This is a genomic window from Mesorhizobium sp. P3_A9 (assembly GCF_056402975.1).
In genome coordinates, this window is record NZ_JBFUGJ010000006.1 from 13,085 (window position 1) to 35,380 (window position 22,296).

Consider the following 22,296-nt stretch of genomic DNA (forward strand, 5'->3'; position numbering starts at 1 on the left):
GGTCACACCAATTCCACTTCGACCACGCCGGGCACCGCGCGCATCGCCGAGGCGATCTGCGGCGAGACGCGGTAGCCGCCCTGCAAGGCGATCTCGACCTCGCCTTGCGCCTCTTCCTTGATGACGATGATGCTCACCTGGCTTTCGCCGCGCTGGGTAAGCTGGGATTGGATGATCGAGGCAGGCCCATCGTTCCTGACGAAGATGCGCAGCGCCTTCTGGATGCGGCTTGCCTCGTCTTCCAGCGAATGCACCGAGTTGATGCGCAAATTGACGCCCTCGGGCCTGTCCTCAGCCGCGACGGTGATGACGACGGAGCGGCCGGCTTCGAGGAGATCACGGTACTGGGCCAATGCTTCAGAAAACAGCACGGCCTCGTACTGGCCGGAGGTGTCGGAAAAGGCCACCACGCCCATCTTGTTACCGGTGCGCGTCTTGCGCTCCTGCTTGCTGGTCACCGTGCCGGCCAGGCGGCCGGCGGCAGCGCCGCGCTTGACGGCGGCGGAGAACTCCGCCCAGTTCTGCACCCGCATCTTCTGCAACGCCGCCTTGTATTCGTCGAGCGGATGGGCCGAGAGATAGAAGCCTACGACCTGGAATTCGCGGTGCAGCCGGTCGGCGGCGAGCCAGGGATCCGTCGCCGGCAGATTGAGCGCCTGCGACTGTGCGCCCAGCGAGGCGCCGAAAATATCGGCCTGGCCGGAAACGGCATTCTGCTGGGCGAGCGACGCCAGGCCCATCATCCGTTCGACGCCGGCCAGCATCTGGGCGCGGTCGTGGCCGAAACAGTCAAGCGCGCCGGCCATGATCAGGCTTTCGAAGACACGCTTGCCGACGACCTTCGGGTCAACCCGCTCGCAGAAATCGGCGAGGTTCTTGAACGGCTTTTCGCCGCGCACGGCAACAATATGCTCGACCGCCGCGTCGCCGACGCCTTTGAGCGCCGCCATCGAATAATAGATGCGGTTCTCGCCGACCTCGAAAGGCCGAAAACTCGTCATCACCGACGGCGCCAGAACCTCGATGCCAAGGCGTAGCGCATCCTGGCGGAAGTCGGCCAGCTTGTCGGTGTTGCCCATGTCGAGCGTCATCGACGCCGCCAGGAACTCGACCGGATAATGCGCCTTGAGATAGGCGGTCTGGTAGGAAACCACGGCGTAAGCCGCGGCATGCGACTTGTTGAAACCATAGTCGGCGAACTTGGCCAGCAGGTCGAAAATGAAGTCGGCTTGCGGCTTGTTGACGCCGCGCTCGACAGCGCCGGTGACGAAGCGCTCGCGCTGCTTGTCCATCTCGGCGCGGATCTTCTTGCCCATGGCGCGGCGCAGAAGGTCGGCTTCGCCGAGCGAATAGCCGGACAGCTCCTGCGCGATCTGCATCACCTGTTCCTGGTAGACGATGACGCCTTGTGTCTCCTTCACCAGATGGTCGATCTTGGGATGGATCGACGCCATCTCCTCCTCGCCATGCTTTCTGGCGTTGTAGGTCGGAATGTTCTCCATCGGGCCCGGGCGGTAGAGCGCGACCAGCGCGATGATGTCTTCGATGCAGTCAGGCCGCATGCCGATCAGCGCTTTGCGCATGCCGGCACTTTCGACCTGGAACACGCCGACCACTTCGCCGCGCGACAGCATGGCGTAGGTGTCGGGGTCGTCGAGCGGGATCGTCGCCAGATCGATGTCGATGCCGCGGCGGCGGATCAGTTTCACCGCCGTCTCCAGCACGGTCAGCGTCTTCAGGCCGAGGAAGTCGAACTTCACCAGCCCGGCCTGCTCGACATATTTCATGTTGAACTGGGTGACCGGCATGTCCGAGCGCGGATCGCGGTACATCGGCACCAGCTCCGACAGCGGCCTGTCGCCGATTACGATGCCGGCGGCGTGTGTCGAGGCGTGGCGGTAGAGGCCTTCGAGCTTCTGCGCCATGTCGAGCAGCGTCTGGACGATCGGCTCCTTCTCGGCCTCTTCGGCAAAGCGCGGCTCATTGGCGATGGCATCCGCCAGCTTGACCGGATTGGCCGGGTTCTGCGGCACCATTTTCGACAGCTTGTCGACCTGGCCATAGGGCATCTGCAGCACGCGGCCGACGTCACGCAGCACGGCGCGGGCCTGCAGCGTACCGAAGGTGATGATCTGTCCGACCTGGTCGCGGCCGTATTTCTGCTGGACGTAGCGGATCACCTCTTCGCGGCGATCCTGGCAGAAGTCGATGTCGAAGTCGGGCATCGACACGCGGTCGGGGTTGAGGAAGCGCTCGAACAGCAGCGAGAAACGCAGCGGATCGATGTCGGTGATGGTCGTCGAATAGGCGACCAGCGACCCGGCGCCCGAACCACGGCCCGGCCCGACCGGAATGCCTTGCGCCTTGGCCCATTTGATGAAGTCGGCAACGATCAGGAAGTAACCCGGGAATTTCATCTTCTCGATGATGCCGAGCTCGAATTCGAGCCGTTCGCGATATTGCTCGATCGTGTAGCCCGGCGTCGGTCCGTGCAGCGCGAGCCGGGCATCGAGCCCCTCGCGCGCCTGGCGGGCGAGTTCCGCGGCCTCGGCCTTTTCGGCTGCGTCCTTGTCGGAGGCATCACCGCCGGTGAAGCGCGGCAGGATCGGGCTGCGGGTCTTTGGATAGTAGGAGCAGCGCAGTGCGATCTCGACGGTGTTGTCGATCGCTTCCGGCAGGTCAGCGAACAGCTTTGCCATATCGGCCTGGCTGCGCAGGAAATTGTCCGGCGACAGCCGACGTCTGTTGTCGACGGCAACGACGGTGCCCTCGGCAATGGCGATCAGCGCGTCATGCGCCTCATAGTCGTCACGCGAGGAGAAAAAAGCCTCATTGGTGGCAACCAGCGGAAGTTCGTGCGCGTAGGCGAGATCGATTGTCTGATGTTCGATGACCCGGTCGTAGCCCGCAACGCGATCCAGTTCGACATAAAGCCGGTCGCCGAACAGCGCCTTGAGCGTCAGAAGCCGCACCTCGGCCAGATCGCGGCGATCCTCCTTCAAGGCGTTGCCGATCGGGCCGCGCGGTCCGCCGCTGAGGCAGATCAGCCCATCGCTCTGTCCAGTCAGCGTCTCGGTGGTCAGGTGCACTGCCTCACCGGGGGGTGTTTCCAGATAGACGCCGCTGACAAGCCGAACCAGATTGGAATAGCCGGCTTCCGTCGCGGCGAGCAGGACGACCGGCCGCATCTCCGGGCCTTGCCGCCGGCGGTCGCGCTGGCCGTCGCTGTTTTCGCCGGAAAAGGCGAGCGCGATCTGGCAGCCTATGATCGGCTGGATGCCGTCCTTGACCGCCTTCTGCGCGAATTCGAGCGCGCCGAACAGATTGTTGGTGTCGGTGACGGCGATCGCCGGTGCTTCGTCCTTGACCGCGTGGCCGACGACCTTGCCGAGCTGAAGCGCGCCCTCGAGCAGCGAATAGGCCGAATGCACGCGCAGATGGACGAACGGCCGCGCCGGTACCTCCGGCCGCGCCGCCGCAATCGCGGCTTCGCGCTTCAGGGGATCGCGTGGAAGTCTGTCATCCGCCATGGTTTCTCGCGCTGCCTAAGGTCTTGAGTCGATGGAGATGTATTGTCCGGGACGGCGCGATGCCAGTCCAGCACAAACGACCCGTCAACCACAGGCTTCCCAGCTGCTCAGGCGAATTCCATGATCACCGCGTCCACCGCAAGACTGTCGCCGGGCTTGGCGTTGAGTTTTGATACGACGAGATCGCGCTCGGCGCGCAGCACGTTTTCCATCTTCATCGCCTCGACCACCGCCAAAGTCTCGCCGGCCTTGACCTCCTGGCCTTCGGTAACGGCGATCGACACGACGAGGCCGGGCATCGGGCAGAGCAGCAGGTTCGACGTGTCCGGCGCCACCTTCTCCGGCATCAGCCGTTCCAGCTCGGCGGTGCGCGGCAGCATGGCGCGCGCGGCCACCGACATGCCCTTCCAGGCGATGCGAAGACCGTTGGCGACTGGCCGGATTTGAGCGGCAACCCTGCGCTTGCCGACCGTGCCACGCCAGATCAGGTCGCCCGGCCGCCAGTCGGATGAGACGGTCAGCGCCTTGCCGCCGTCGATCGACAGGTCGATCTCCATCGGGATCGAAATCATGCCTTCGAGGATGGACGCCTGGAGATACTCTTCGCCGATCTTCACCACCCAGTCGCGCTTGAGCGCACCCGAATGCGGGGCCAGCCGCCCGCCCAGCCGGTCGAGCCTATCGCGGCGCAGCAGCTCCACCGCTGTGGCGATTGACGCCAGAACAGCCTTTTCCTCGCTGTTGGGTACGATCGGCGCAAAACCGTCGGGATACTCCTCGGCGATGAATGCCGTCGATATCTGTCCTTCCCGCCAGCGTGGATGCTGCATCAGCGCCGCCAGAAACGGGATGTTGTGCTCGATACCGTCGACGACAAAACTGTCGAGCGCTTCCGACATGGCATCGATCGCCTCGATGCGCGTCGGCGCCCAGGTGCACAGCTTGGCGAGCATCGGGTCATAGAACATCGAAATCTCGGAGCCTTCGGTGACGCCGGTGTCGTTGCGGATGACGACATCGCCGAATGTCCCTTCCTCCGGCGGCCGGTAGCGCGTCAGCCGGCCGATCGACGGCAGGAAGTTCCTGTATGGATCCTCTGCATAAAGCCGGCTTTCCACCGCCCAGCCATTCAGCTTGATATCGCTTTGCTTCAGGCCAAGCTTTTCGCCGGCGGCGACGCGGATCATCTGTTCGACCAGATCGATGCCGGTGACGAGCTCGGTCACCGGATGTTCAACCTGCAATCGTGTATTCATTTCAAGGAAATAGAAGTTCTTGTCCTTGTCGACGATGAACTCGACCGTGCCGGCGCTCTGGTAGTCGACAGCCCTCGCCAGCGCCACCGACTGCTCGCCCATGGCCTTGCGCGTCTTGGCTTCGAGGAACGGCGACGGCGCCTCTTCCGCGACCTTCTGGTTGCGGCGCTGGATCGAGCATTCACGCTCGCCGAGATAGAGCGCGTTGCCATGCGCGTCGGCCAGCACCTGGATCTCGATATGGCGCGGATCGACGACGAACTTTTCGATGAACACGCGGTCGTCGCCGAACGAACTCTTGGCCTCCGAACGCGCGCGATCGAAGCCGTCACGCACTTCCGACTGATTCCAGGCGATGCGCATGCCCTTGCCGCCGCCGCCAGCCGAGGCCTTGATCATCACGGGATAGCCGATCTCGCCGGCGATCTTTTCGGCATGGTCGGCATTCTCGATGACGCCGAGCCAGCCGGGCACGGTCGAAACCTTGGCGGCGTTGGCGAACTTCTTCGATTCGATCTTGTCGCCCATCGCCTTGATGGCCTTGGGCTTTGGACCGATGAAGACGATGCCTTCCGCTTCCAGCGCCTCGCAGAAGGCGGCGCGCTCGGACAGGAAGCCATAACCGGGATGCACCGCCTGCGCGCCGGTTTCCTTGCAGGCGGCGATGATCTTTTCGGGCAGCAAATAACTCTGCGCGGCGGGCGAAGGCCCGATATGCACCGCCTCGTCGGCCATTTCGACATGCACGGCATCGCGATCGGCATCGGAATAGACCGCGACCGTGGCAATCCCCATCTTGCGCGCCGTCTTGATGACGCGACAGGCGATCTCGCCACGATTGGCGATCAAGATTTTCGTGAACATGCTGAGGTCATTCCCCTCCGGTCGGTCGTTCCTTTTATGGCCTGTGCTTGCGGGGTCAAGCCGACCATGCAAATCACTGCCGTTCAATCGATTTGCGATTCCAATTCTTCGCTGTGGCCCAGTGTCGGCACCAGCTTCCAGTTGATCGTGTCGATAAAACCTGAAACCTTGGAAAAAAATTCGCATTGGAGGACGCCTGATGAAAACCCGCGCCGCTGTCGCTGTCGCCGCCGGAAAGCCGTTGGAGATCATGGAGGTCGACCTCGACGGTCCGCGCGAGGGCGAGGTGCTGGTCGAGATCAAGGCGACCGGTATCTGCCACACCGACGAGTTCACTTTGTCGGGTGCCGATCCGGAAGGCCTGTTCCCGGCCATCCTCGGCCATGAAGGCGCCGGCATCGTCGTCGATGTCGGCAAGGGCGTCACCTCGGTCAAGAAGGGTGACCATGTCATCCCGCTCTACACGCCGGAATGCCGACAGTGCCCGTCCTGCCTGTCGAGAAAAACCAATCTGTGCACCGCCATCCGTGCCACGCAGGGGCAAGGGTTGATGCCTGACGGCTCGTCGCGCTTCTCGATCGGCAAGGACAAGATCTTCCACTATATGGGCTGCTCGACCTTCTCGAACTTCACCGTGCTGCCCGAGATCGCGCTGGCCAAGGTCAACCCGGACGCACCCTTCGACAAGATCTGCTACATCGGCTGCGGCGTCACCACCGGCATCGGTGCGGTCATCAACACCGCCAAGGTCGAGCAAGGCGCCACGGCTGTCGTCTTCGGCCTCGGTGGCATCGGCTTGAATGTCATCCAGGGCCTGAAGCTGGCCGGCGCCGACATGATCATCGGCGTCGATCTCAACAACGACAAGAAGGAATGGGGCGAGCGGTTCGGCATGACGCATTTCGTCAATCCGAAGGAGATCGACGGCGACATCGTCCCGCACCTCGTCAACATGACCAAGCGCGGCGCCGACCAGATCGGCGGCGCCGACTACACATTCGACTGCACCGGCAGCACCAAGGTGATGCGCCAGGCATTGGAAGCCTCGCATCGTGGCTGGGGGAAGTCGGTCGTCATCGGCGTCGCCGGTGCCGGTCAGGAGATCTCGACGCGGCCATTCCAGCTGGTCACCGGACGCACCTGGATGGGCACCGCCTTCGGCGGCGCGCGTGGCCGCACCGACGTGCCGAAAATCGTCGACTGGTACATGGACGGCAAGATCCAGATCGATCCGATGATCACCCATTTGCTGAAGCTGGAAGACATCAACAAAGGGTTCGCCCTCATGCATGAGGGCAAGTCGATCCGAAGCGTCGTCGTTTACTGAAGTGGTTCAGCGTTTCACGGAAACGCAGAACCCGCTCTATCCCTTTGTTTTGGTGCTTTCCCTGGAATTGCTTTAGGTGGCGGCTCGCCCGTCGCCGCCTTTCGGCCGCGTCGCGGTGAGGCTGGCTTCAATGGAGCCGAGAAGACCGAGCGCGACGTCGAGCCGCTGGCGGCGGCAGACAAGGCGTCGCCCCATTCCTTGCGCACCAGCGCGTAGCTGTCGGCTCCGCGCCGTGTGCGGTGGACGCCAACGCCGCGGGAGCAAGCCCATCCCAGCCTACACCCACAAGTTTGATTATTTCGAAAATCCGCAGTAATCTCCGCGCTAATTCAATGCGGAGTCGTATGCATGAGCACCACTCTCAGGCCTGCCGGTGAGACACGCGCCGGGGATGTGCTGGCGCGCATGCGCAGCGACATCATCAGCTGCACCTTGAAGCCGGGAACCAAGCTGCGCTTCGAAACGCTGCGGGAGCTGTATGAAGTAAGCTTCTCCACTCTGCGCGAGGCTCTCTCGCGGCTGGTGGCCGAAGGCCTGGTGGTGGCGGAGGGGCAGCGTGGTTTCCTCGTCGCGCCGGTCTCGCTCTTCGATCTCAAAGATCTGACGGATGTCCGCGTGCTTGTCGAACGGCAGTGCATCAAGCTGGCGATAGAGCGTGGCGACGATCGCTGGGAAGCGGACATCATGGCTGCGTTCCATCGGATGGATCGCCTGCAAAGCCGGCTTGGTGCGAGCTACTATCTCTCCGATGAATGGGCCACGTTGCACAGTGCGTTCCACCTGTCGCTGGTCGCGGCATGCGGCTCGCCCAATCTGCTCGAGATACGGCAGAAGCTCTTCGAGCGCGCCCACCGCTATCGCAGGATGTCCTCGCAGTTTCGCCCGCAATGGCGCGCAAAGGACGTCGAGCACAAGATGATCATGGATCGGGTCATCGCCCGCGACACGGCCACGGCGCAGGATCTGGTCGACCGGCATATCCGCGAGACGACCGAGAACGTCATTGCCCATGCAAGCCACCTTTTCGCGCAAGGTGGGTCAGGCGATCCTTTCAAGCGTTCGGATCCCGTGGCAGCGGAATAGGCCACGGCAAGTCTCACTCGCCATCCGATAGGATCCGCTTGTTGCCATCGCGCGCAGGCAGAGGTGTCCGGCAGGCTCGTCGCCTGCCGGGAAAGTCACCGCGGATTACGAGTGGGCACGTCCTTCGACCTGAATCACGAGGCTCACCTCGTCGCCGATCATTCCAAGCGCGGCCTTCATGCCGAAATCGCTGCGTTTGATCGACGTGCGCGCGCTGAAGCCGACGACGTGGCTCTTGTCCCACGGGTTCTGACCTTCCTTGTTGAAGGTGACGTCCAGCGTGACGGGTTTCGTGACACCGGCGATCGTGAGATCGCCCGAGATCGTGCCGGATTTGGCGTCGACCGCCTTGAATTCCCGCCCGACAAAGGTGATCTGCGGGAACTCCGTTGCATTGAACCAGTCGGCGCCCTGGATGTCGCTGTCTCGCTGGCTGTTGTTCGTCGAGATGCCGGCAACTTTCACCGCGACATCGAGGCTGCTTTCCGCCGGCTTCGTCGCGTCGAACTGGAACGAGCCCGAGAATTCCTTGGCGATTCCGATCACCTGCGAGAAGCCAAGATGATCGATAAAGAAAGCGATCCCTGAATGGACGGGATCAATATCGAATGTCCCGGCCGCGGCCGTTTCGGCGGACAGCGGCAACCAGGCGATCGTGGCTGCAAGCAAGGTGGTGCGCAGTAGTTTCGACATAGGTATTCCTCCCTGTTGATAGTTTCCGACAGTTCTCCCCCGGGTCACACCGGGAAGCTTGAGCCGTACCGCGCAATCACGGTCGCCACGGATGCTCCCACGGGCAGCAGGCACATCCCGACAAATGCAGCGAGGCGGACGGCTTCATTCATGGCGTGGATCCGGCGCAAAACCGGATCGACGACAACCGGCGCGACAAAGACCAATGACAGCACGGCCAGTGCCAGCATGTCGGTCTTGCGCGTGATCAGCGTGACGGTCTGCGCGACTGCTATCATGCCTCCTGCTCCTCCCAAGAGGGACGCGGAGCGGAATCCGAAATTCGGATTTGAGATATTGGCGGCGACAATGGCCGCCAGGGCGGCTGCAAAAAGCAGGCTGAGCTGGAAGCTCGAAGACGATGCCCCCAATAGCGCGATCGGCGCGAATCCGGCGCATGCGGTGCCGAGCAAGGCGCCTCGTCTTGCGCTGGATTCGCCGTCGGCCCGGTCTGTTCCGCCGGAAAGGCCATACATCGCCAGCAGGCCCCATAGGGCTGCCACTGCCACTTCCGGAAGCGCATCGGGCAGCCGAGCCGTTCCGATATAGGCGGCGGAGGCAATCGGCTGGGCAAGGACAAGCGCGCGACCGAACCCGCTCCGTCCCAGGGTCTCGGCCAGGATACCAAGCGCCGTTCCGATCACGGCCACGAAGAAGACCTTGTTGACCGCGCCCACTGGCGGGAAAGACGGTACCTTGTTGTAGGCGAGCCAGTAAGCGACGAGGAAGGAAACGGGCACCAGGAGATCTGTCCAGACCCGTCCCGCGCGGAGCCAGCGCAGCAACCCGGCAGCGACGAGCGCCAGCAAACCAGCCGTAATCATGCCGAGGATCATCGCTTCCTGTGGCGATCGAGCCAGACCACTCATGTCAGCAATCTCGCAGCGTTTCGAACTGCCGGTCGTCAGCAGTGTTGGCCACTCCCATGGCGGTGTGCATACGTCTCCCCCTCTCGGCGCGATGTTGCATCAGCCGATTCTCCATCCGATATATTGACATACCGACTATTCTTCAGATACCATATGGTATCTAAAATCATCGTATCTGTCAATGTGTGCGGCGCCACGGTCGCAGGGCCGAACCGAATTTCGCCAGACAGATGAGCAGGCCGGCGCCTGCGCCGGAAGTTTCAAGGGAGGATATCGTCATGACTGACCAGAAACCTGTCGGCCTCGCCGATCTTAGGCTTGCGGGCGGCGCGCAGGGGTTCAATTGGCTTCCTGTCTTCGTCGCCGACGAACAGGGCCTTTTTGAAAAGCACGGTATCCGCATCGTCTACAAGCGCATGGGCAGCGTCGACAAGGCGACCGCGGCCGTTCTCGAGGGTGAAGCGGACCTGGCGATCACGCCACCGGAAGGCGCCGTCGCTGACTTCGTCAGGGGAGGGGAACTGCGCATCGTCGCCGCCAACGCCGTGCGCTTGCCAATGTCCATCGTGGCGCGCCCGGGTATCAACTCGCTCGCCGAACTCAGGGGCAAGCGGGTCGGCACCTCCTCGCTGACGGAGGGCCCTGCGATCTACACGCAGATCATGCTGGCCGCGGCAGGGCTGCACTATCCCGGGGACTATGAGTTTGCCCTGGCCGGCATTCACACCAAGCGCTGGGAGGCGCTGCAGGCGGGCGAGATCGACTGCGCTCCGCAGCCCGCGCCATGGAATTTCCTTGCGCAGGACAAGGGCTACAACCTGCTTGGAGAAGTCTGCGCCGCAATCCCTGAGATCCTTTTCACCGCTGTTGTCGGAAAGGCTTCCTGGCTTGGCGCGAACCGCGATGTGGTAACCAGCTTCCTCAAGGCGCTGATCGAAGCGCATGCGGTCACCAATGATGCGGCCAACCAAGGTATCACCCTGCCGATCTTCCAGCGTATCACCACGCCCGACAGTGAATCCCTGGCGCGGCGGGGGCTGGAATACATGCGCGGCATGGGCATGTGGCCGCGAGGCCTTGCCGTGCCGGACAAGGCGCTCAAGACGACTATCGACATGATGGTCAGGGCGAACCTTCTCGACACGTCCAAGCACGACGTGGCCGAAGGCGTCTTCGATAGGCGCTATCTGGAGGACGTCGCCTGATCAGCAGTGCCCGGCGAATCTTCGATCCGTGCGCGGCCAGCCGTCAGGCGACGATGCCCAGGCGTCAGTGCTTGCCGGTCTTGATGACCTTGTCGAAATAGGGTGCCGGCGCGACCCTTGCCTTGATCTCGCGGACCTGATGCGTCTCCACCGTATTGCGGCGCGACTCCGGCTCGCCCCACATTAGTGTGACCTCAGTCCCCGCTTGTGCATGCTCGAGGTCCACAAGTCCCAGCGAGATGAAGCGGTTGGCGTTCGCCGTGAAGGCCGGCCAGGTGGAGATGCCCGCAACTTTGCCCTTCCTCATGACGGCATCGACCTGGAATGTCGCGTACATGGGCATCGGCATGCTGAGAAACTTGGCGGGCGTCCCGTTGGCCGGGAAGATGGAGTCCCGCATCACGGCGGTTGCGTCCTCATCGTTCCACTCAAGCGTCACCTTCGTGCGGCGCTGATTGTTCGCCCTCTCGAGCAAGGCGTCGCGGCCGATGAAGTCGCGGTCGAAGTCGATGACGTTCCTGTAGCCGAGTTCGATCGGATCGACGTAGTAATCCGTGATGTCGTCCGACACGAAGCTGCCGCCGAGTGAGGCGACCGACTCCAGGAAGTAGCTGTTCAGCCAATCGCGGTACGGCTTCATCTCCTCACCGTGATAGATGGCCGGCAACGGCATCGGCACCCAGCCGGACTCCTGCGCGGTTGTCGAGTAGGCGAGCGCGCCGATCTTGCGCATCCCGTATTTCTCGCCGGTCGTCTCCAGCGCCTCGCGCACCGCCTGCTGGTCGTCCCAGGCTCCGTAGATCTCGAAGCCGGGTTCGCCGGCCATGCCGTGCCGCAGGGCGCGGACGGGTTTTCCCGCAATCTTGAACTCACCGATGTTGAAGAACTTGATCTCCGGCAGGCTGCCGCCCGTCACGTCGCGCATCAGCGCAAGGGCGTTCGGCCCCTGGATCTGGACGCGGAACACCTCGCGTGTGCCGGAGCGGATCGAGAAATTGTCGTCCTTCTTGGCCTCGACGTCGTAGTCGCTCTTCTGCGCATTGTAGAGCACCCAGTCGCTGGCGAAAGGAGCGCCGACGATGCGGAAGAAGTCCTCGGCCTCCCGGAAGATGATGGCGTCGGCGATGTAGTATCCGTCATGGCCCGCCAGTACGAGCTGTTTGGCGCGCAGGACCGGGAACGGGTCGAACTTGTTGACCGCGATCTCCGAGAGGAAGGGGATGACCTGCGACCCGCGCAGATGCAGTTCGGTCATGTGGTAGGACTGCTCGAGCAGCGCGCAGCTGTCCTTCCACGCACGCACTTCATCGCGCCAGTTCGTGAACTCCGGCGGAATGACTGGAAAGCGGTACGGCCCAAGGTTGGAGCCGCGCAGCAGGTTTACCGGTCCTCCCGCTGCTTCCAGGATGCTCTCGAGGCTCTTCGGTGCCTCATTCGTCATTGCCATGTCGGTTCCTCCACTTGTCTTTCGTGTCACTTGGCTGCCGGGACACCGCCGTAGGCCTCGACAATTTCAATTGAGAACTAGGCCGCCCGCCCTCCCGCGGTCAGAGGCCGTGCGGGAAAGCCAAGATATCCTCCCAAATGAGCGTCGATTAAGGTCTCTGGATCCGGTCCGGCCTGGGCCTGAAAGGACAGAATCCAAAGCTTGGGAACTCATTCAGATGCCAAAAAGTATCCAAAAACTTTTTGGAATGTCAATGGCCTATTCTCCTGGGGGAAGAGCGCTTCTTGATCATCTCCATCCTCCAGTGAGGTTGGGAGCAAGGCAGGTACAGCGGTCGAGCTTGTCCGATCGTAAGGATGTTAATCGACATCATGCGTCGTCAGCGCGATCATCACGCGCAGAGGGTGCCCAGCCTTGCGGCGTTGGCCGGTTGGGCGCCACCGCCACACAGGGAAGGAATGGAATGATGAAGAGCACACGAGGCGCTCCACCCCCGAGCTATTGATTTTCAAGAACTCCGTTGGGCGGGCTGGCTGGAAGGCAGCGAGAGGAAATCTGACGGTATATTCCGGAGCATCCAGCAGGACCTTGTCACACACCCGTCAGCTGAATCTGTTCAGGCGGCGCGGCCGAAGCGATCGATCCTGAAATCGTCGAGCGGTGTTTCGCACCGGTCGGTCGCGATGAGCTCGGCCATGGCATCGCCGACGCCGGGGCCGAGCTGGAAGCCATGTCCGCTGAAGCCGAAGGCGTGGAACAGGCCTGGCGTTGTCGCCGAGCGTCCCATGACCGGCAGCATGTCCCTGATATAGCCCTCGCAGCCAGACCAGGTGCGGATGACCGCGACCTTTGCGATTGCCGGCAGCAGCCGAGTGACCGCGCGCAATTGCAGGGGAAGACGCATGGGATCGGCGACCGCATGGCCTGGATCGAGGTTCACCGATACCCTTTCGGCGGCGCCGCCGAAGACGATGTTGCCGCGCTCGACCTGACGCAGATAGGCGCCATGGTCCTTGTCGCGCGTCCAGATGCCGACCACCGGCAGGATCCGATGCGGCAGCGGCTCGGTCACACCCATCTGCGGACCGCGGGCGTCGAGCGGGACCTCTTCGCCGAACTGTACGGCAATGCGCGCGCCCCAGGCGCCGGCTGTGTTGAGCAAGCAGTCGGCGGCGAAGGCACCTTTTAAACTGGCGACAAGGAAACCGGAGCCCGTATGGGTGATCTTCTCGACCTCGGCTTCCTCGATGATTTGTGCCCCCAGTCTGCGGGCAGCCTCGGCAAAGGCGGGGGCGATCAGCCGTGGATTGCCGCTGCCATCTTGCGGAGAGAACGACGCCGCGATCGCGTCAGGGCCGAGGCCGGGAAACCGGGAACGGATCTCGCGTGGGCCGAGTTCTTCCAGCTCGAGCCCCCACGGCCGCGCGGCTTGGGCATAGGCCCGCATGTCGGCAAGGCTTCCTTCATCGAAGATCAGCCTGACATGGCCGGTGGCGCGGAATTCCACGTCGCGCCCAAGCATTCTTTCGGCCTCGCCCCACAGCCGAAGCGAACGGTGGGCCAACGGAAGCTGGGACAGATGACGTCCCGTGCGCCGGATATTGCCGAAGGAGGCGACGGTTGCCCCGGTGCCGATCCGGTTGCGCTCGATCAGTGTCACGCGCGCGCCGCGCCTGGCGAGGAAATAGGCCGAAGCCGTCCCCATCAGTCCGCCGCCCAGCACGATCACATCCATAGTCGTTCCCTAGCGCAGAGCGGCTGATCCTTGGATGCGCCCATCTTGTCGGCACCGCTGCATTGCGTCAAAGATGGGTTTGGACAACAGCCATAAGCTTAACCTATGGAGTGGCAATGCGGGCCCGTCAGCTCGAAGTGTTCATCGCCGTTATGCGCGCGGGCACCGTGACCGCCGCGGCGCGGATGCTGAACATCTCCCAGCCCGCTTTGAGCCAGATCGTGATCCACACCGAGGACGAACTCGGCTTCACGCTGTTCGAGCGCGTCAAGGGCCGGCTGCGGCCGACGCCGGAAGCGCTCGAGATCTTCGCCGATGCCGAGAGGGTGTCGGCGGGGCTGGAGGGCTTGCGCCGCAAGACCACAGACCTGCGTCTCGGCCGAACCGGGCTTGTGCGGGTCGCGGCTTCGCCGCCTCCGGCCATGGCCATCTTGCCGCGCGCTTTCACCAGCTTCCGGGCGCAGCATCCCGATATTTTGCTGCGCTCCCACATGGCGCCGATCGCCGCGATCGTCGACATGCTGCGCGCCGGCGATGCCAGCCTCGGCGTGGCCATGGACGACCGCCTGCCTCCCGACATCGAGGCGGAAGTGATCGGCAGCGTCGGCTTCTCCTGCCTGTTGCCTGCCGGGCATGCATTGGCCGGGAAAACTGAGTTGAGCCTCGCCGATCTCGCCGGCGAGGCCTTGATATCCTATCGCGCAAACACCCGTCCCGCCGACGAGTTGGCCCACGCTGCCCGCGCGCAGGGCGTGGTCCTTTCGCCGTCGCTCGAGATCGATGTCTCCATCTCGGCGGTTGGCTTCGTCCAGGCCGGCCTGGGTGTCGCGCTGGTCGACGCGCTGCTGCCCTGGCATCAGTTTGCCGGGCTTGCCGTCCGGCCGCTGACGAATGGGCCGGAATTTCCGATCGCGCTGCTCACATCGCGCACACGGGCTCTTTCGCGGGCCGATGAGATGATGCGCGACCAGATCCGCGCGGCCTGTTCCGCCGTGCTGGGCGGTGACAGAGCAAGAGCATAAGCACGACTTATAGCCCTGCTCGTCATCCATCTTGGACCCTGGCCATCCTGTCGTGTCAGCTTTGATTGGCAGACAGGAAGGGACGCATCATGGATGGTGCCATTGCGGCGGACGAGGCGCACAACGAAGCCGACTGGAAGGTCGGCGTCGATATCGGCGGCACATTCATCGATTTCTGCGCGCTGGAAGCCAATTCGGGGCGTGTCGCCTCGCTGAAAGTGCTGACGACGCCGGAAGATCCGGGTGCCGAGCTGATGACGGGCCTGACGCTTTTGGCCGAACGCGAAGGCTTTGATCCCAAACGCATGACGCGCTTCGTGCATGGTACGACCGTCGGCATCAACACCATCATCCAGCGCAAGGGCGCGCCGCTTGCGCTGTTCACCAATGCCGGCTTCGAGGACGTCATCGAACTGGCGCGGCTTCGCATGCCGGACATGTATTCGCTGTTCTGCTCGCGGCCGGACCCGCTGATCTCGCGCGACATGGTTTTCGGCATTCCGGCCCGCATGCGTGCCGATGGCAGCGAATCCCGGGCGCCTGACATGGCGGCGGTGGAAAGCGCGGTGGCAGTGGCGAAAGCCAACGGGGCGCAAGGCATCATCGTCTCCTTCCTGCATGCCTGGCGCAATGCCGCTCAGGAAGCTTCAGTGAAGGCGACGATCGCGCGTCTTGCGCCCGACCTGTTCGTCTTCTCCTCGGCCGAGGTATGGCCGGTCATTCGCGAATACGAGCGCAGCTCGACCGCCATCCTCAACGGCTATGTCCATCCGCGCGTCTCGGGCTATCTGACGGCGCTGGAAGAGCGGCTGAAGGAGCACGGCGTGCCGGCCCGCCCGATGCTGACGAAGTCGAACGGCGGGCTGATGAACGCCGCCGAGGGCAAGCGCGCCTGCGTCAGCATGCTTTTGTCGGGAACGGCCTCCGGCGTCATCGGCGCCTCGTGGCTGGCGCGGCAGGCCGGCGAAGACAAGGTTCTTACCCTAGACATCGGCGGCACCTCGGCCGACTTCGCGCTTATCATTGGCGGTGAGGCGCAGTTCGGCACCGGCGAACTGATCGGCGAATTTCCGCTCTATATCCCTTCCGTGTCGGTAAGCTCGATCGGTGTCGGCGGTGGCTCGATCGCCAGTGTCGATGCGCAGGGTGTGCTGCGGGTCGGACCGGAATCGGCCGGTTCGACACCAGGACCGGCCTGCTACGGCCGTGGCGGCGAGAGGCCGACGGTGACGGACGCCATGGTGGTGTGCGGATGGCTCGGTCACAGCGAGATGGCCTATGGCCAGCTCCGCATCGATACCGGCCTGGCGCGTCGCGCGGTCGGCGAGCTTGCCACCCGGCTCGGCCGCCCGGTCGAGCAGACGGCGCAGGCGATCCTCGATATCGCGGTGTCGGAGATGTTCGTCGAGGTCGAGAAGCTCGCCTCGCGCGCCGGCGTCGACTTGCGCGACTTCACGCTGATGCCCTTCGGCGGCGGCGGGCCGATGCTAGGCGCCTTCCTTGCCCGCGAACTCGGGATAAAGCGTGTCATGGCGCCCCGCCGGCCCGGCGTGGTGTCGGCGCTGGGCGGGCTGGTGGCGGACCTGCGCGGCGACTTCATCCGCACCATCTTCAGCCCGCTGTCGGGCGTGGCGCTTGCTGGAATTCACGTGTCCTTCGAGGCCTTGGCGAGGGAGGGCCGCGACTGGCTTGCGGCGCAGGGGCACGATGCGGCGGCCGAGCTTAATCTCACCTGCGACATGCGCTATGTCGGGCAGAGTTATGAAATCGAGGTCGTCCTTCTGCCGGAATGGCTGGCGGACGGCAATGTGGCCGCCATCGAGCAGGCCTTCCATCTCACCCATGAGCGGCTCTACGATTTCCACGACCCCGAGGGCGAGATCGAACTTGTGAATGTCCGGCTATCGGCCATAGGCGCAGGACCGAAACTCTCCTTCCCGGAGATCGGCGAGGTCGATGCTCCAGCCATTCCGGCGCGCCGGCTTCCGGTCTACACGGGCACGAGCGTCGAGATCGTCGACCTCCACGACCGGCAAGCTCTCGTGCCGGGCAGCACGTTCCACGGGCCTGCCGTGGTCGTTCAGGAAGACACCACCTTCGCCATTCCCGCCGGAGCGCAGGCAAGGGTCGACCGCCATCTCAACCTTTTGCTGACCTTCCCGGAGTGACGCCATGTTTGACCGGACAAACCTGCAGGTTCTGGCGAACCACGCCCGCGCGGCCGCCGAGAACATGGCCCACACGCTGCACCGCACCGCGCATTCCGCCTTCGTCAAAGAGACGCAGGACTTTACCGTGATGCTGATGGACCGTTCAGGCGCGACCTTCGCCGTGCCGATGGAGCTCGGCGCCACGTGGTATCCGGGGCTGTCCTATCACCGCGCGATCGCCATGGTCGACGACTACCGGCCGGGAGACGTTGCCTTCACCAACGATCCCTATTCCGGCTACGTCGCCACGCACGCACCCGACACGCATTTGTGGAAGCCGGTCTTCGTCGACGACGAGATCGTCGCCTGGACCGGCGGGCATATCCACAACACCGACATGGGCGGGGCGGTGCCGGCTTCGCTCAGCCGGGCGCTGACCGAAATCCATCAGGAAGGTATTCGCTTTCCGCCGATGAAGCTGGTGAGGGAAGGCGTCTTCGACGAGACGATCCTGCGGATCATGAGCACGAATGTGCGCAAGCCCGACCTCAACATCGGCGACATCAAGGCGCTGGTCGGGGCGCTCAACACCGGCGAGCGCAAGATCCAGGCAATGGTGAGGAAGTTCGGCAAGGCCGGCTTCATCGAAGGCGTTGCAGCACTTCTCGACCAGGCGGAAGCGCAGGCGCGCGACGTGCTGCGCTCCATGCCCGACGGCACATGGGAATTCTGCGACTATGCCGACGAGGATTCCGTCGAGGCCAATCCGTGCCGGCTGAAGCTGACGCTGACGATCAAGGGCGACGCGGCGGTGCTCGACTTCACCGGCTCCGATCCGCAGCTCGGCTCCTCGCTCAACGTGCCTTCGGGCGGCGACCCGCGACACACCATGCTGCTGGTTGGCGTCTACTACGTGCTCTACACGCTCAACCCGAAGCTCCTGCTCAACACCGGCCTGACCCGGCCGTTCACCTGCATCGCACCCACGGGTTCGGTGCTGAACCCGGTACACCCCGCCGCCGTCGGCATGCGCTCGCTCACCTGTGCCCGGCTGCGGTCGGTCATCTTCGGCGCCTTCTCGCAGGTAGTGCCGGAGCGCCTGCCAGCAGCTCCGGCCGGCAACAACTGTATCGTCAATGTCATGACCACGGACGAGCGGACCTACCGGACCGTCATCACGGCGGTGAACCCGGTGGTCGGCGGCGGAGGGGCGATGCCGCATCGCGACGGAACCAACGGATCGGGCGCAGATGCCGCCTATCTCAAGAACACGCCGATCGAGATCACCGAGACCGAGACCCCGGTCGAATTCGTGAAATACGGGCTCGCCAGGGACAGCGGCGGGGCGGGGCGTTGGCGCGGCGGCCTGGCGACCGAAATGGCCTTCCGTGTCTTTGCCCCCGATTCCAGGATCACGGCGCGCAACCGCGACCGCAGCTTCTTTCGTCCCTGGGGCGTGCTGGGCGGCAAGGCGGCCGGCCTGTCGGACATGGTCGTCAATCCGGCGACCGAGCACGAGCGGCGGCTGGGCAACATCGACACCACTGTGCTGCAGCCCGGCGATGTGCTCGAGATCCGCTCCGCCGGAGGTGGCGGGCGCGGCGATCCGCATCAACGCGAACCCTGGCGGGTCGCGCAGGATGTGCGGCGTGGCTATGTCTCGCTGGCGGCGGCTGAACGCGACTATGGCGTCGTCATCCGCGGCGGCGACGTCGATGAGCAGGCAACGGGGCAACTGCGTGCGCGGCAGGAGTCGGCTGCCGGCCATTTCCATTTCGGTCCGGAGCGCGACGGCTACGAAGCGCAGTGGACCCCGGCCGCCTATGACCGGCTCACTGCCATACTGGGGGATTTGCCGATCCACTGGCGGTTCTTCACCAAGACGGAGATCTTCCGCCGCATGAAAGGGCGCTCGGGACCGGAGGGCGTCCAGGCGGCCTTCGATGCGGTCTGTGAACGCTTCCCCGAACTGCCTCGTCCTGGCACGGTGCGAGAGGCGGCGGAATGATTACCGCCGGCCGCATCGTCCGGCTGGCCGAGTTCGACCGGGCGCAGCTGCATTTCTTTCTCGACGGGCAGATGTGCAGTGCATTGGCGGGCGATACCGTGCTGACCGCCATGCTGGCATCGGGGCACGGCCTATGGAAGTCTGAGTTCGGACCCGAGTGGCGCGCCGGGTTCTGCCTGATGGGAGCCTGCCAGGATTGCTGGATATGGCAGGACGAGGGACCGCGCATCCGGGCGTGCTCGACCCAGATCACCGAAGGCATGCGGTTGCGCACAACGGAGCCGGAGGGCTGGCCGTGAGCGAGAGCTTGCCGCGGATCGTGATCGTCGGTGCCGGTCCCGCCGGCATAAGGGCCGCGGCCATGCTGGTCGAGGCCGGGCTCCACGCAGTGGTGATCGACGAAGGCCAGCGCGCGGGCGGGCAGATCTATCGCCGCCCGCCTGCCGGGTTCACCCGCACCGCCAAGCAACTCTACGGATCGGAGGCGGCGAAAGCGGGCGCATTGCATGCCCTCTTCGACCGGCTGGTCGAAGAGGGGCGCCTTACCCATTGCGCGGGCAGCTCGGTCATCGCCGTGCAGGAGGGGCGGCTGCACGTGTTGGGGGAGGGCGGCGTGCAGCTAGTCAGCTATGATCGCCTGATCCTTGCGACCGGCGCATCCGACCGTGTCGCTCCGGTCTCGGGCTGGCAGAGTGCCGGCGTCTACAGCCTTGGCGCGGCGCAGATCGCGCTCAAGGCGCAGGGCGTGGCGCTGGGGCAGCGGATCGTGCTGATCGGATCGGGGCCTTTGCTGACGCTGGTCGGCGCCCAGCTCGTCAAGGCTGGAGCTGATGTGGCGGCGGTGTTGGATACCTCCACCTGGCAACAGCAGATGCGGGGGCTCTGGGACCTTGCCGCCCGGCCGTTGGGCGCGCTGCGCGGTCTGGCCCTGCGGGCGAGGCTCGTCGGCCGGTACCATGCGGGCGTGACGCTTGAAGCGATCGAGGCCGACGGGAAGAGGATGTCAACGATGCGCTGGCGCGACGCCGGCGGAAGGCAGCACCTCACGCCGTGCGACACAATAGGCATGGGCTGGCACCTGCGGGCGGAGACCCATCTGGCCGACCTGGCGGGATGCGCCTTCATTTATGACGAGCAGTGGCAGCAATGGCTGCCGAAGACCGACAAGATGGGGCGCGCCGGCAACGGAGTCTATCTTGCGGGCGATGGGGTTCGTCTTCTGGGAGCGGACGGCGCGGAGATCGGGGGGCGTCTTGCCGCGGTGGCGTGCCTTGCCGATCTCGGATTGCCGACGCCCTCCGTCAGTGCCGATCTGCGCAAGCTCGCGCGGCTCGAACGCTTTGCCCGCGGTCTGGCTAGCGCCTTTCCCTGGCCGGCGGCGATGGCGCGGGCGCTCCCCGACGATGCGGTCGTCTGCCGCTGCGAGAACGTGACTGCCGGAGACGTACGTCAGAGTGTTGATTTCGGCGGCGGCGAGGCCAACAGGGTGAAATCGCTGTCGCGCGTCGGCATGGGGCGATGCCAGGGGCGCTATTGTCAGCTGGCCGCCGTCGAACTTATAGCCGCGCAGACCGGCTGCACGCCTGGCGCTGTCGGCCGGTTCCGCGGGCAAGCGCCTGTCCGCCCGGCGCCTATCAGCGCTTTTCTCCAGCAAGATTGATGGCGTTCCGGAGACCATGTCTAGATGTCGGAATGTATCGCGCCTCAGAAGTCGGCAACCTTCCCCCAGGACGAAGTGTCGAAGCGCCTGGGATCATAGGATTGCGGATCGACGATCGGTTGCGAGCCAGTCATCAGATCGGCGACGAGGTGCCCGGCGCCGGGCCCGATGCCGAAGCCGTGTCCCGAGAACCCGGCAGCCAGGAAGAAACCCGGAACGGTATTGATCTCGCCGATGGCAGGCACGCCATCCGGCGTGCTGTCGATGTAGCCGGCCCAGGCCGCGCTGATCCTGGTCTGGCGCAGTGCCGGCAGCAATTCGAGCGCCCGCGCGTGGGTCAGGCTGATGGTCGCCTGGTTCGGAACCGGATCGAGGATGCGCATCCGCTCCATCGGTGTCGGCTGGTCGAGCCGCCAGTGCCGGAGCGTTTCGTGGCCCGAGCGCACGCCCTGCAGCCCGCCGGGCGCAAGGCTGCGCCACCGCTTCAGGAACATGGGCAGGAACTGCGAGGAGAAGCGCAACTGCTGCGGTGTCACGTCCACGCGCCCGCGTCCGCTTATAGCGAGCGTGTAGCCGCCGTCGCCGCGCCGCGTGACCGAGACCCCTGCCGTATGCAGCGCGTCCGGCAGACCCTCGGCGCCGGGCGAAACGGACAGGATTGAGGAGCGGATCGACGCTTGCGGAAAACGGAAACCGAACTGCCGGCAAAAGGAGGAGGCCCAGGCGCCGCCGGCCAGCACCGCCACCTTGGTCCGGATCGTTCCGCTTTCTGTGACTACACCGCTCAGGCGTCCGCCTTCGGTCTCGATACCGCGCGCGGCGCAATTCTGGTGCACGGAGCCGCCAAGCTTGAGGATGGCGCGGGCGACCGCGGGTGCTGCCCGCGACGGATCGGCGGTGCCGTCGGTCGGCGAGAAGACGCCGCCCTTCCATGTCCGGCCCGTGGCGCGGCCCCGCTCGCTGGCCTCGGCGCCGTCGAGCATATGCGTGGTGACGCCGGCCGTCCTGGCGAAGTCACGCCAACGCACCCAGCCAGCCAGTTCCGCCTCGTCATTGCTGAGATAGAGCAGGCCGCAGCGGCGAAAGCCGGTGTCTTCGCCAGTCTCTGCCGCAAAGCTGCCCCACAGGTCGATGCTCTTCGTTGCCATCGGCAACTCGCGCGCGTCGCGGTTCTGCTGGCGGCACCACCCCCAGTTCCTGGAGGACTGCTCGGCGCCGATGCGGCCCTTTTCGACAAGCGCGACCTTCAGGCCGCGCCTGGCCAGATAGTAGGCCGCGAAGATGCCGACGATACCGCCGCCGATCACCACCGCGTCCGCAGTCTGCGGCAGTTCGCCGGATGTCTCGATTTTCTGTAGGGGTGCGCGCATGGTCTCTCTGCCTTGAAGCGCCAATTTAACGCGTTGCG

The 22,296-nt window shown here is 64.4% G+C and carries 16 protein-coding genes; 8 read left to right on the forward strand and 8 right to left on the reverse strand.

The window, feature by feature from the left end; all coding sequences use genetic code 11:
• Window positions 1–2: 2 nt before the first annotated feature.
• The gene (gene dnaE, locus AC1DX0_RS02270; RefSeq protein ID WP_477220296.1) at window positions 3–3,530 is read right to left on the reverse strand and encodes a DNA polymerase III subunit alpha; all 3,528 of its coding nucleotides are present in this window, start codon (window positions 3,528–3,530) and stop codon (window positions 3–5) included.
• Window positions 3,531–3,637: 107 nt separating this feature from the next.
• On the reverse strand, window positions 3,638–5,650 hold the full coding sequence (locus AC1DX0_RS02275; RefSeq protein ID WP_477220295.1) for an acetyl-CoA carboxylase biotin carboxylase subunit: 2,013 nt from the start codon (window positions 5,648–5,650) through the stop codon (window positions 3,638–3,640).
• 199 nt (window positions 5,651–5,849) lie between these two features.
• Here AC1DX0_RS02275 and AC1DX0_RS02280 point away from each other — a divergent pair, with 199 nt between their 5' ends.
• Window positions 5,850–6,977, forward strand: a complete 1,128-nt coding sequence (locus AC1DX0_RS02280; RefSeq protein ID WP_477354165.1) for an S-(hydroxymethyl)glutathione dehydrogenase/class III alcohol dehydrogenase — start codon at window positions 5,850–5,852, stop codon at window positions 6,975–6,977.
• 72 nt (window positions 6,978–7,049) lie between these two features.
• Here AC1DX0_RS02280 and AC1DX0_RS02285 read toward each other — a convergent pair whose 3' ends face one another.
• Window positions 7,050–7,172, reverse strand: coding sequence for a hypothetical protein (locus tag AC1DX0_RS02285; RefSeq protein WP_477220705.1), 123 nt, complete (start codon window positions 7,170–7,172; stop codon window positions 7,050–7,052).
• A gap of 153 nt (window positions 7,173–7,325) precedes the next feature.
• Between AC1DX0_RS02285 and AC1DX0_RS02290 the strand changes: the two genes are divergently transcribed.
• Complete coding sequence (locus tag AC1DX0_RS02290; protein ID WP_477220706.1) at window positions 7,326–8,060, forward strand: FCD domain-containing protein; 735 nt, start codon at window positions 7,326–7,328, stop codon at window positions 8,058–8,060.
• 105 nt (window positions 8,061–8,165) lie between these two features.
• Here the strand turns inward: AC1DX0_RS02290 and AC1DX0_RS02295 are convergent, their stop codons facing one another.
• Complete coding sequence (locus tag AC1DX0_RS02295) at window positions 8,166–8,867, reverse strand: YceI family protein (protein ID WP_477354168.1); 702 nt, start codon at window positions 8,865–8,867, stop codon at window positions 8,166–8,168.
• Complete coding sequence (locus AC1DX0_RS02300; RefSeq protein ID WP_477220708.1) at window positions 8,798–9,661, reverse strand: hypothetical protein; 864 nt, start codon at window positions 9,659–9,661, stop codon at window positions 8,798–8,800. Before AC1DX0_RS02300 ends, AC1DX0_RS02295 begins: the two co-directional genes overlap by 70 nt.
• A gap of 278 nt (window positions 9,662–9,939) precedes the next feature.
• Between AC1DX0_RS02300 and AC1DX0_RS02305 the strand changes: the two genes are divergently transcribed.
• On the forward strand, window positions 9,940–10,866 hold the full coding sequence (locus tag AC1DX0_RS02305; RefSeq protein WP_477354171.1) for an ABC transporter substrate-binding protein: 927 nt from the start codon (window positions 9,940–9,942) through the stop codon (window positions 10,864–10,866).
• Window positions 10,867–10,930: 64 nt separating this feature from the next.
• On the opposite strand, the gene AC1DX0_RS02310 is transcribed toward AC1DX0_RS02305, so the two are convergent.
• Entirely contained in the window at window positions 10,931–12,313 is a 1,383-nt protein-coding gene (locus tag AC1DX0_RS02310; RefSeq protein WP_477220710.1) for an aminomethyl transferase family protein, read from the reverse strand.
• A 616-nt stretch (window positions 12,314–12,929) separates the two neighbouring features.
• Window positions 12,930–14,048 carry an NAD(P)/FAD-dependent oxidoreductase gene (locus AC1DX0_RS02315; protein ID WP_477220711.1) on the reverse strand — a complete coding sequence of 373 codons (1,119 nt, stop codon included), beginning with the start codon at window positions 14,046–14,048 and terminating at the stop codon, window positions 12,930–12,932.
• Window positions 14,049–14,164: 116 nt separating this feature from the next.
• Here AC1DX0_RS02315 and AC1DX0_RS02320 point away from each other — a divergent pair, with 116 nt between their 5' ends.
• From AC1DX0_RS02320 to AC1DX0_RS02340, 5 genes are all read left to right on the forward strand, one after another.
• On the forward strand, window positions 14,165–15,070 hold the full coding sequence (locus tag AC1DX0_RS02320) for a LysR family transcriptional regulator (protein WP_477220712.1): 906 nt from the start codon (window positions 14,165–14,167) through the stop codon (window positions 15,068–15,070).
• Between the two features lie 89 nt (window positions 15,071–15,159).
• Complete coding sequence (locus AC1DX0_RS02325; protein ID WP_477220713.1) at window positions 15,160–17,238, forward strand: hydantoinase/oxoprolinase family protein; 2,079 nt, start codon at window positions 15,160–15,162, stop codon at window positions 17,236–17,238.
• Window positions 17,239–17,242: 4 nt separating this feature from the next.
• Window positions 17,243–19,228, forward strand: coding sequence for a hydantoinase B/oxoprolinase family protein (locus tag AC1DX0_RS02330; protein ID WP_477220714.1), 1,986 nt, complete (start codon window positions 17,243–17,245; stop codon window positions 19,226–19,228).
• Window positions 19,225–19,527 (forward strand): (2Fe-2S)-binding protein, encoded by a 303-nt coding sequence (locus AC1DX0_RS02335; protein WP_477220715.1) that lies wholly within the window; start codon window positions 19,225–19,227, stop codon window positions 19,525–19,527. Before AC1DX0_RS02330 ends, AC1DX0_RS02335 begins: the two co-directional genes overlap by 4 nt.
• A complete protein-coding gene (locus tag AC1DX0_RS02340) occupies window positions 19,524–20,888 on the forward strand; it encodes an FAD/NAD(P)-dependent oxidoreductase (RefSeq protein ID WP_477220716.1) in 1,365 nt (454 codons plus the stop codon). Before AC1DX0_RS02335 ends, AC1DX0_RS02340 begins: the two co-directional genes overlap by 4 nt.
• Window positions 20,889–20,932: 44 nt before the next feature.
• On the opposite strand, the gene AC1DX0_RS02345 is transcribed toward AC1DX0_RS02340, so the two are convergent.
• Complete coding sequence (locus AC1DX0_RS02345; protein ID WP_477220717.1) at window positions 20,933–22,258, reverse strand: NAD(P)/FAD-dependent oxidoreductase; 1,326 nt, start codon at window positions 22,256–22,258, stop codon at window positions 20,933–20,935.
• Between the last annotated feature and the right edge of the window lie 38 nt (window positions 22,259–22,296).

What these genes read in the sequence shown, in the direction of transcription:
- dnaE (WP_477220296.1), bottom strand. Translation starts at nt 3,530, where the DNA reads ATGGCGGATGACAGACTTCCACGCGATCCCCTGAAGCGCGAAGCCGCG.
- AC1DX0_RS02275 (WP_477220295.1), bottom strand. Translation starts at nt 5,650, where the DNA reads ATGTTCACGAAAATCTTGATCGCCAATCGTGGCGAGATCGCCTGTCGC.
- AC1DX0_RS02280 (WP_477354165.1), top strand. Translation starts at nt 5,850, where the DNA reads ATGAAAACCCGCGCCGCTGTCGCTGTCGCCGCCGGAAAGCCGTTGGAG.
- AC1DX0_RS02285 (WP_477220705.1), bottom strand. Translation starts at nt 7,172, where the DNA reads ATGGGGCGACGCCTTGTCTGCCGCCGCCAGCGGCTCGACGTCGCGCTC.
- AC1DX0_RS02290 (WP_477220706.1), top strand. Translation starts at nt 7,326, where the DNA reads ATGAGCACCACTCTCAGGCCTGCCGGTGAGACACGCGCCGGGGATGTG.
- AC1DX0_RS02300 (WP_477220708.1), bottom strand. Translation starts at nt 9,661, where the DNA reads ATGAGTGGTCTGGCTCGATCGCCACAGGAAGCGATGATCCTCGGCATG.
- AC1DX0_RS02305 (WP_477354171.1), top strand. Translation starts at nt 9,940, where the DNA reads ATGACTGACCAGAAACCTGTCGGCCTCGCCGATCTTAGGCTTGCGGGC.
- AC1DX0_RS02310 (WP_477220710.1), bottom strand. Translation starts at nt 12,313, where the DNA reads ATGGCAATGACGAATGAGGCACCGAAGAGCCTCGAGAGCATCCTGGAA.
- AC1DX0_RS02315 (WP_477220711.1), bottom strand. Translation starts at nt 14,048, where the DNA reads ATGGATGTGATCGTGCTGGGCGGCGGACTGATGGGGACGGCTTCGGCC.
- AC1DX0_RS02320 (WP_477220712.1), top strand. Translation starts at nt 14,165, where the DNA reads ATGCGGGCCCGTCAGCTCGAAGTGTTCATCGCCGTTATGCGCGCGGGC.
- AC1DX0_RS02325 (WP_477220713.1), top strand. Translation starts at nt 15,160, where the DNA reads ATGGATGGTGCCATTGCGGCGGACGAGGCGCACAACGAAGCCGACTGG.
- AC1DX0_RS02330 (WP_477220714.1), top strand. Translation starts at nt 17,243, where the DNA reads ATGTTTGACCGGACAAACCTGCAGGTTCTGGCGAACCACGCCCGCGCG.
- AC1DX0_RS02335 (WP_477220715.1), top strand. Translation starts at nt 19,225, where the DNA reads ATGATTACCGCCGGCCGCATCGTCCGGCTGGCCGAGTTCGACCGGGCG.
- AC1DX0_RS02345 (WP_477220717.1), bottom strand. Translation starts at nt 22,258, where the DNA reads ATGCGCGCACCCCTACAGAAAATCGAGACATCCGGCGAACTGCCGCAG.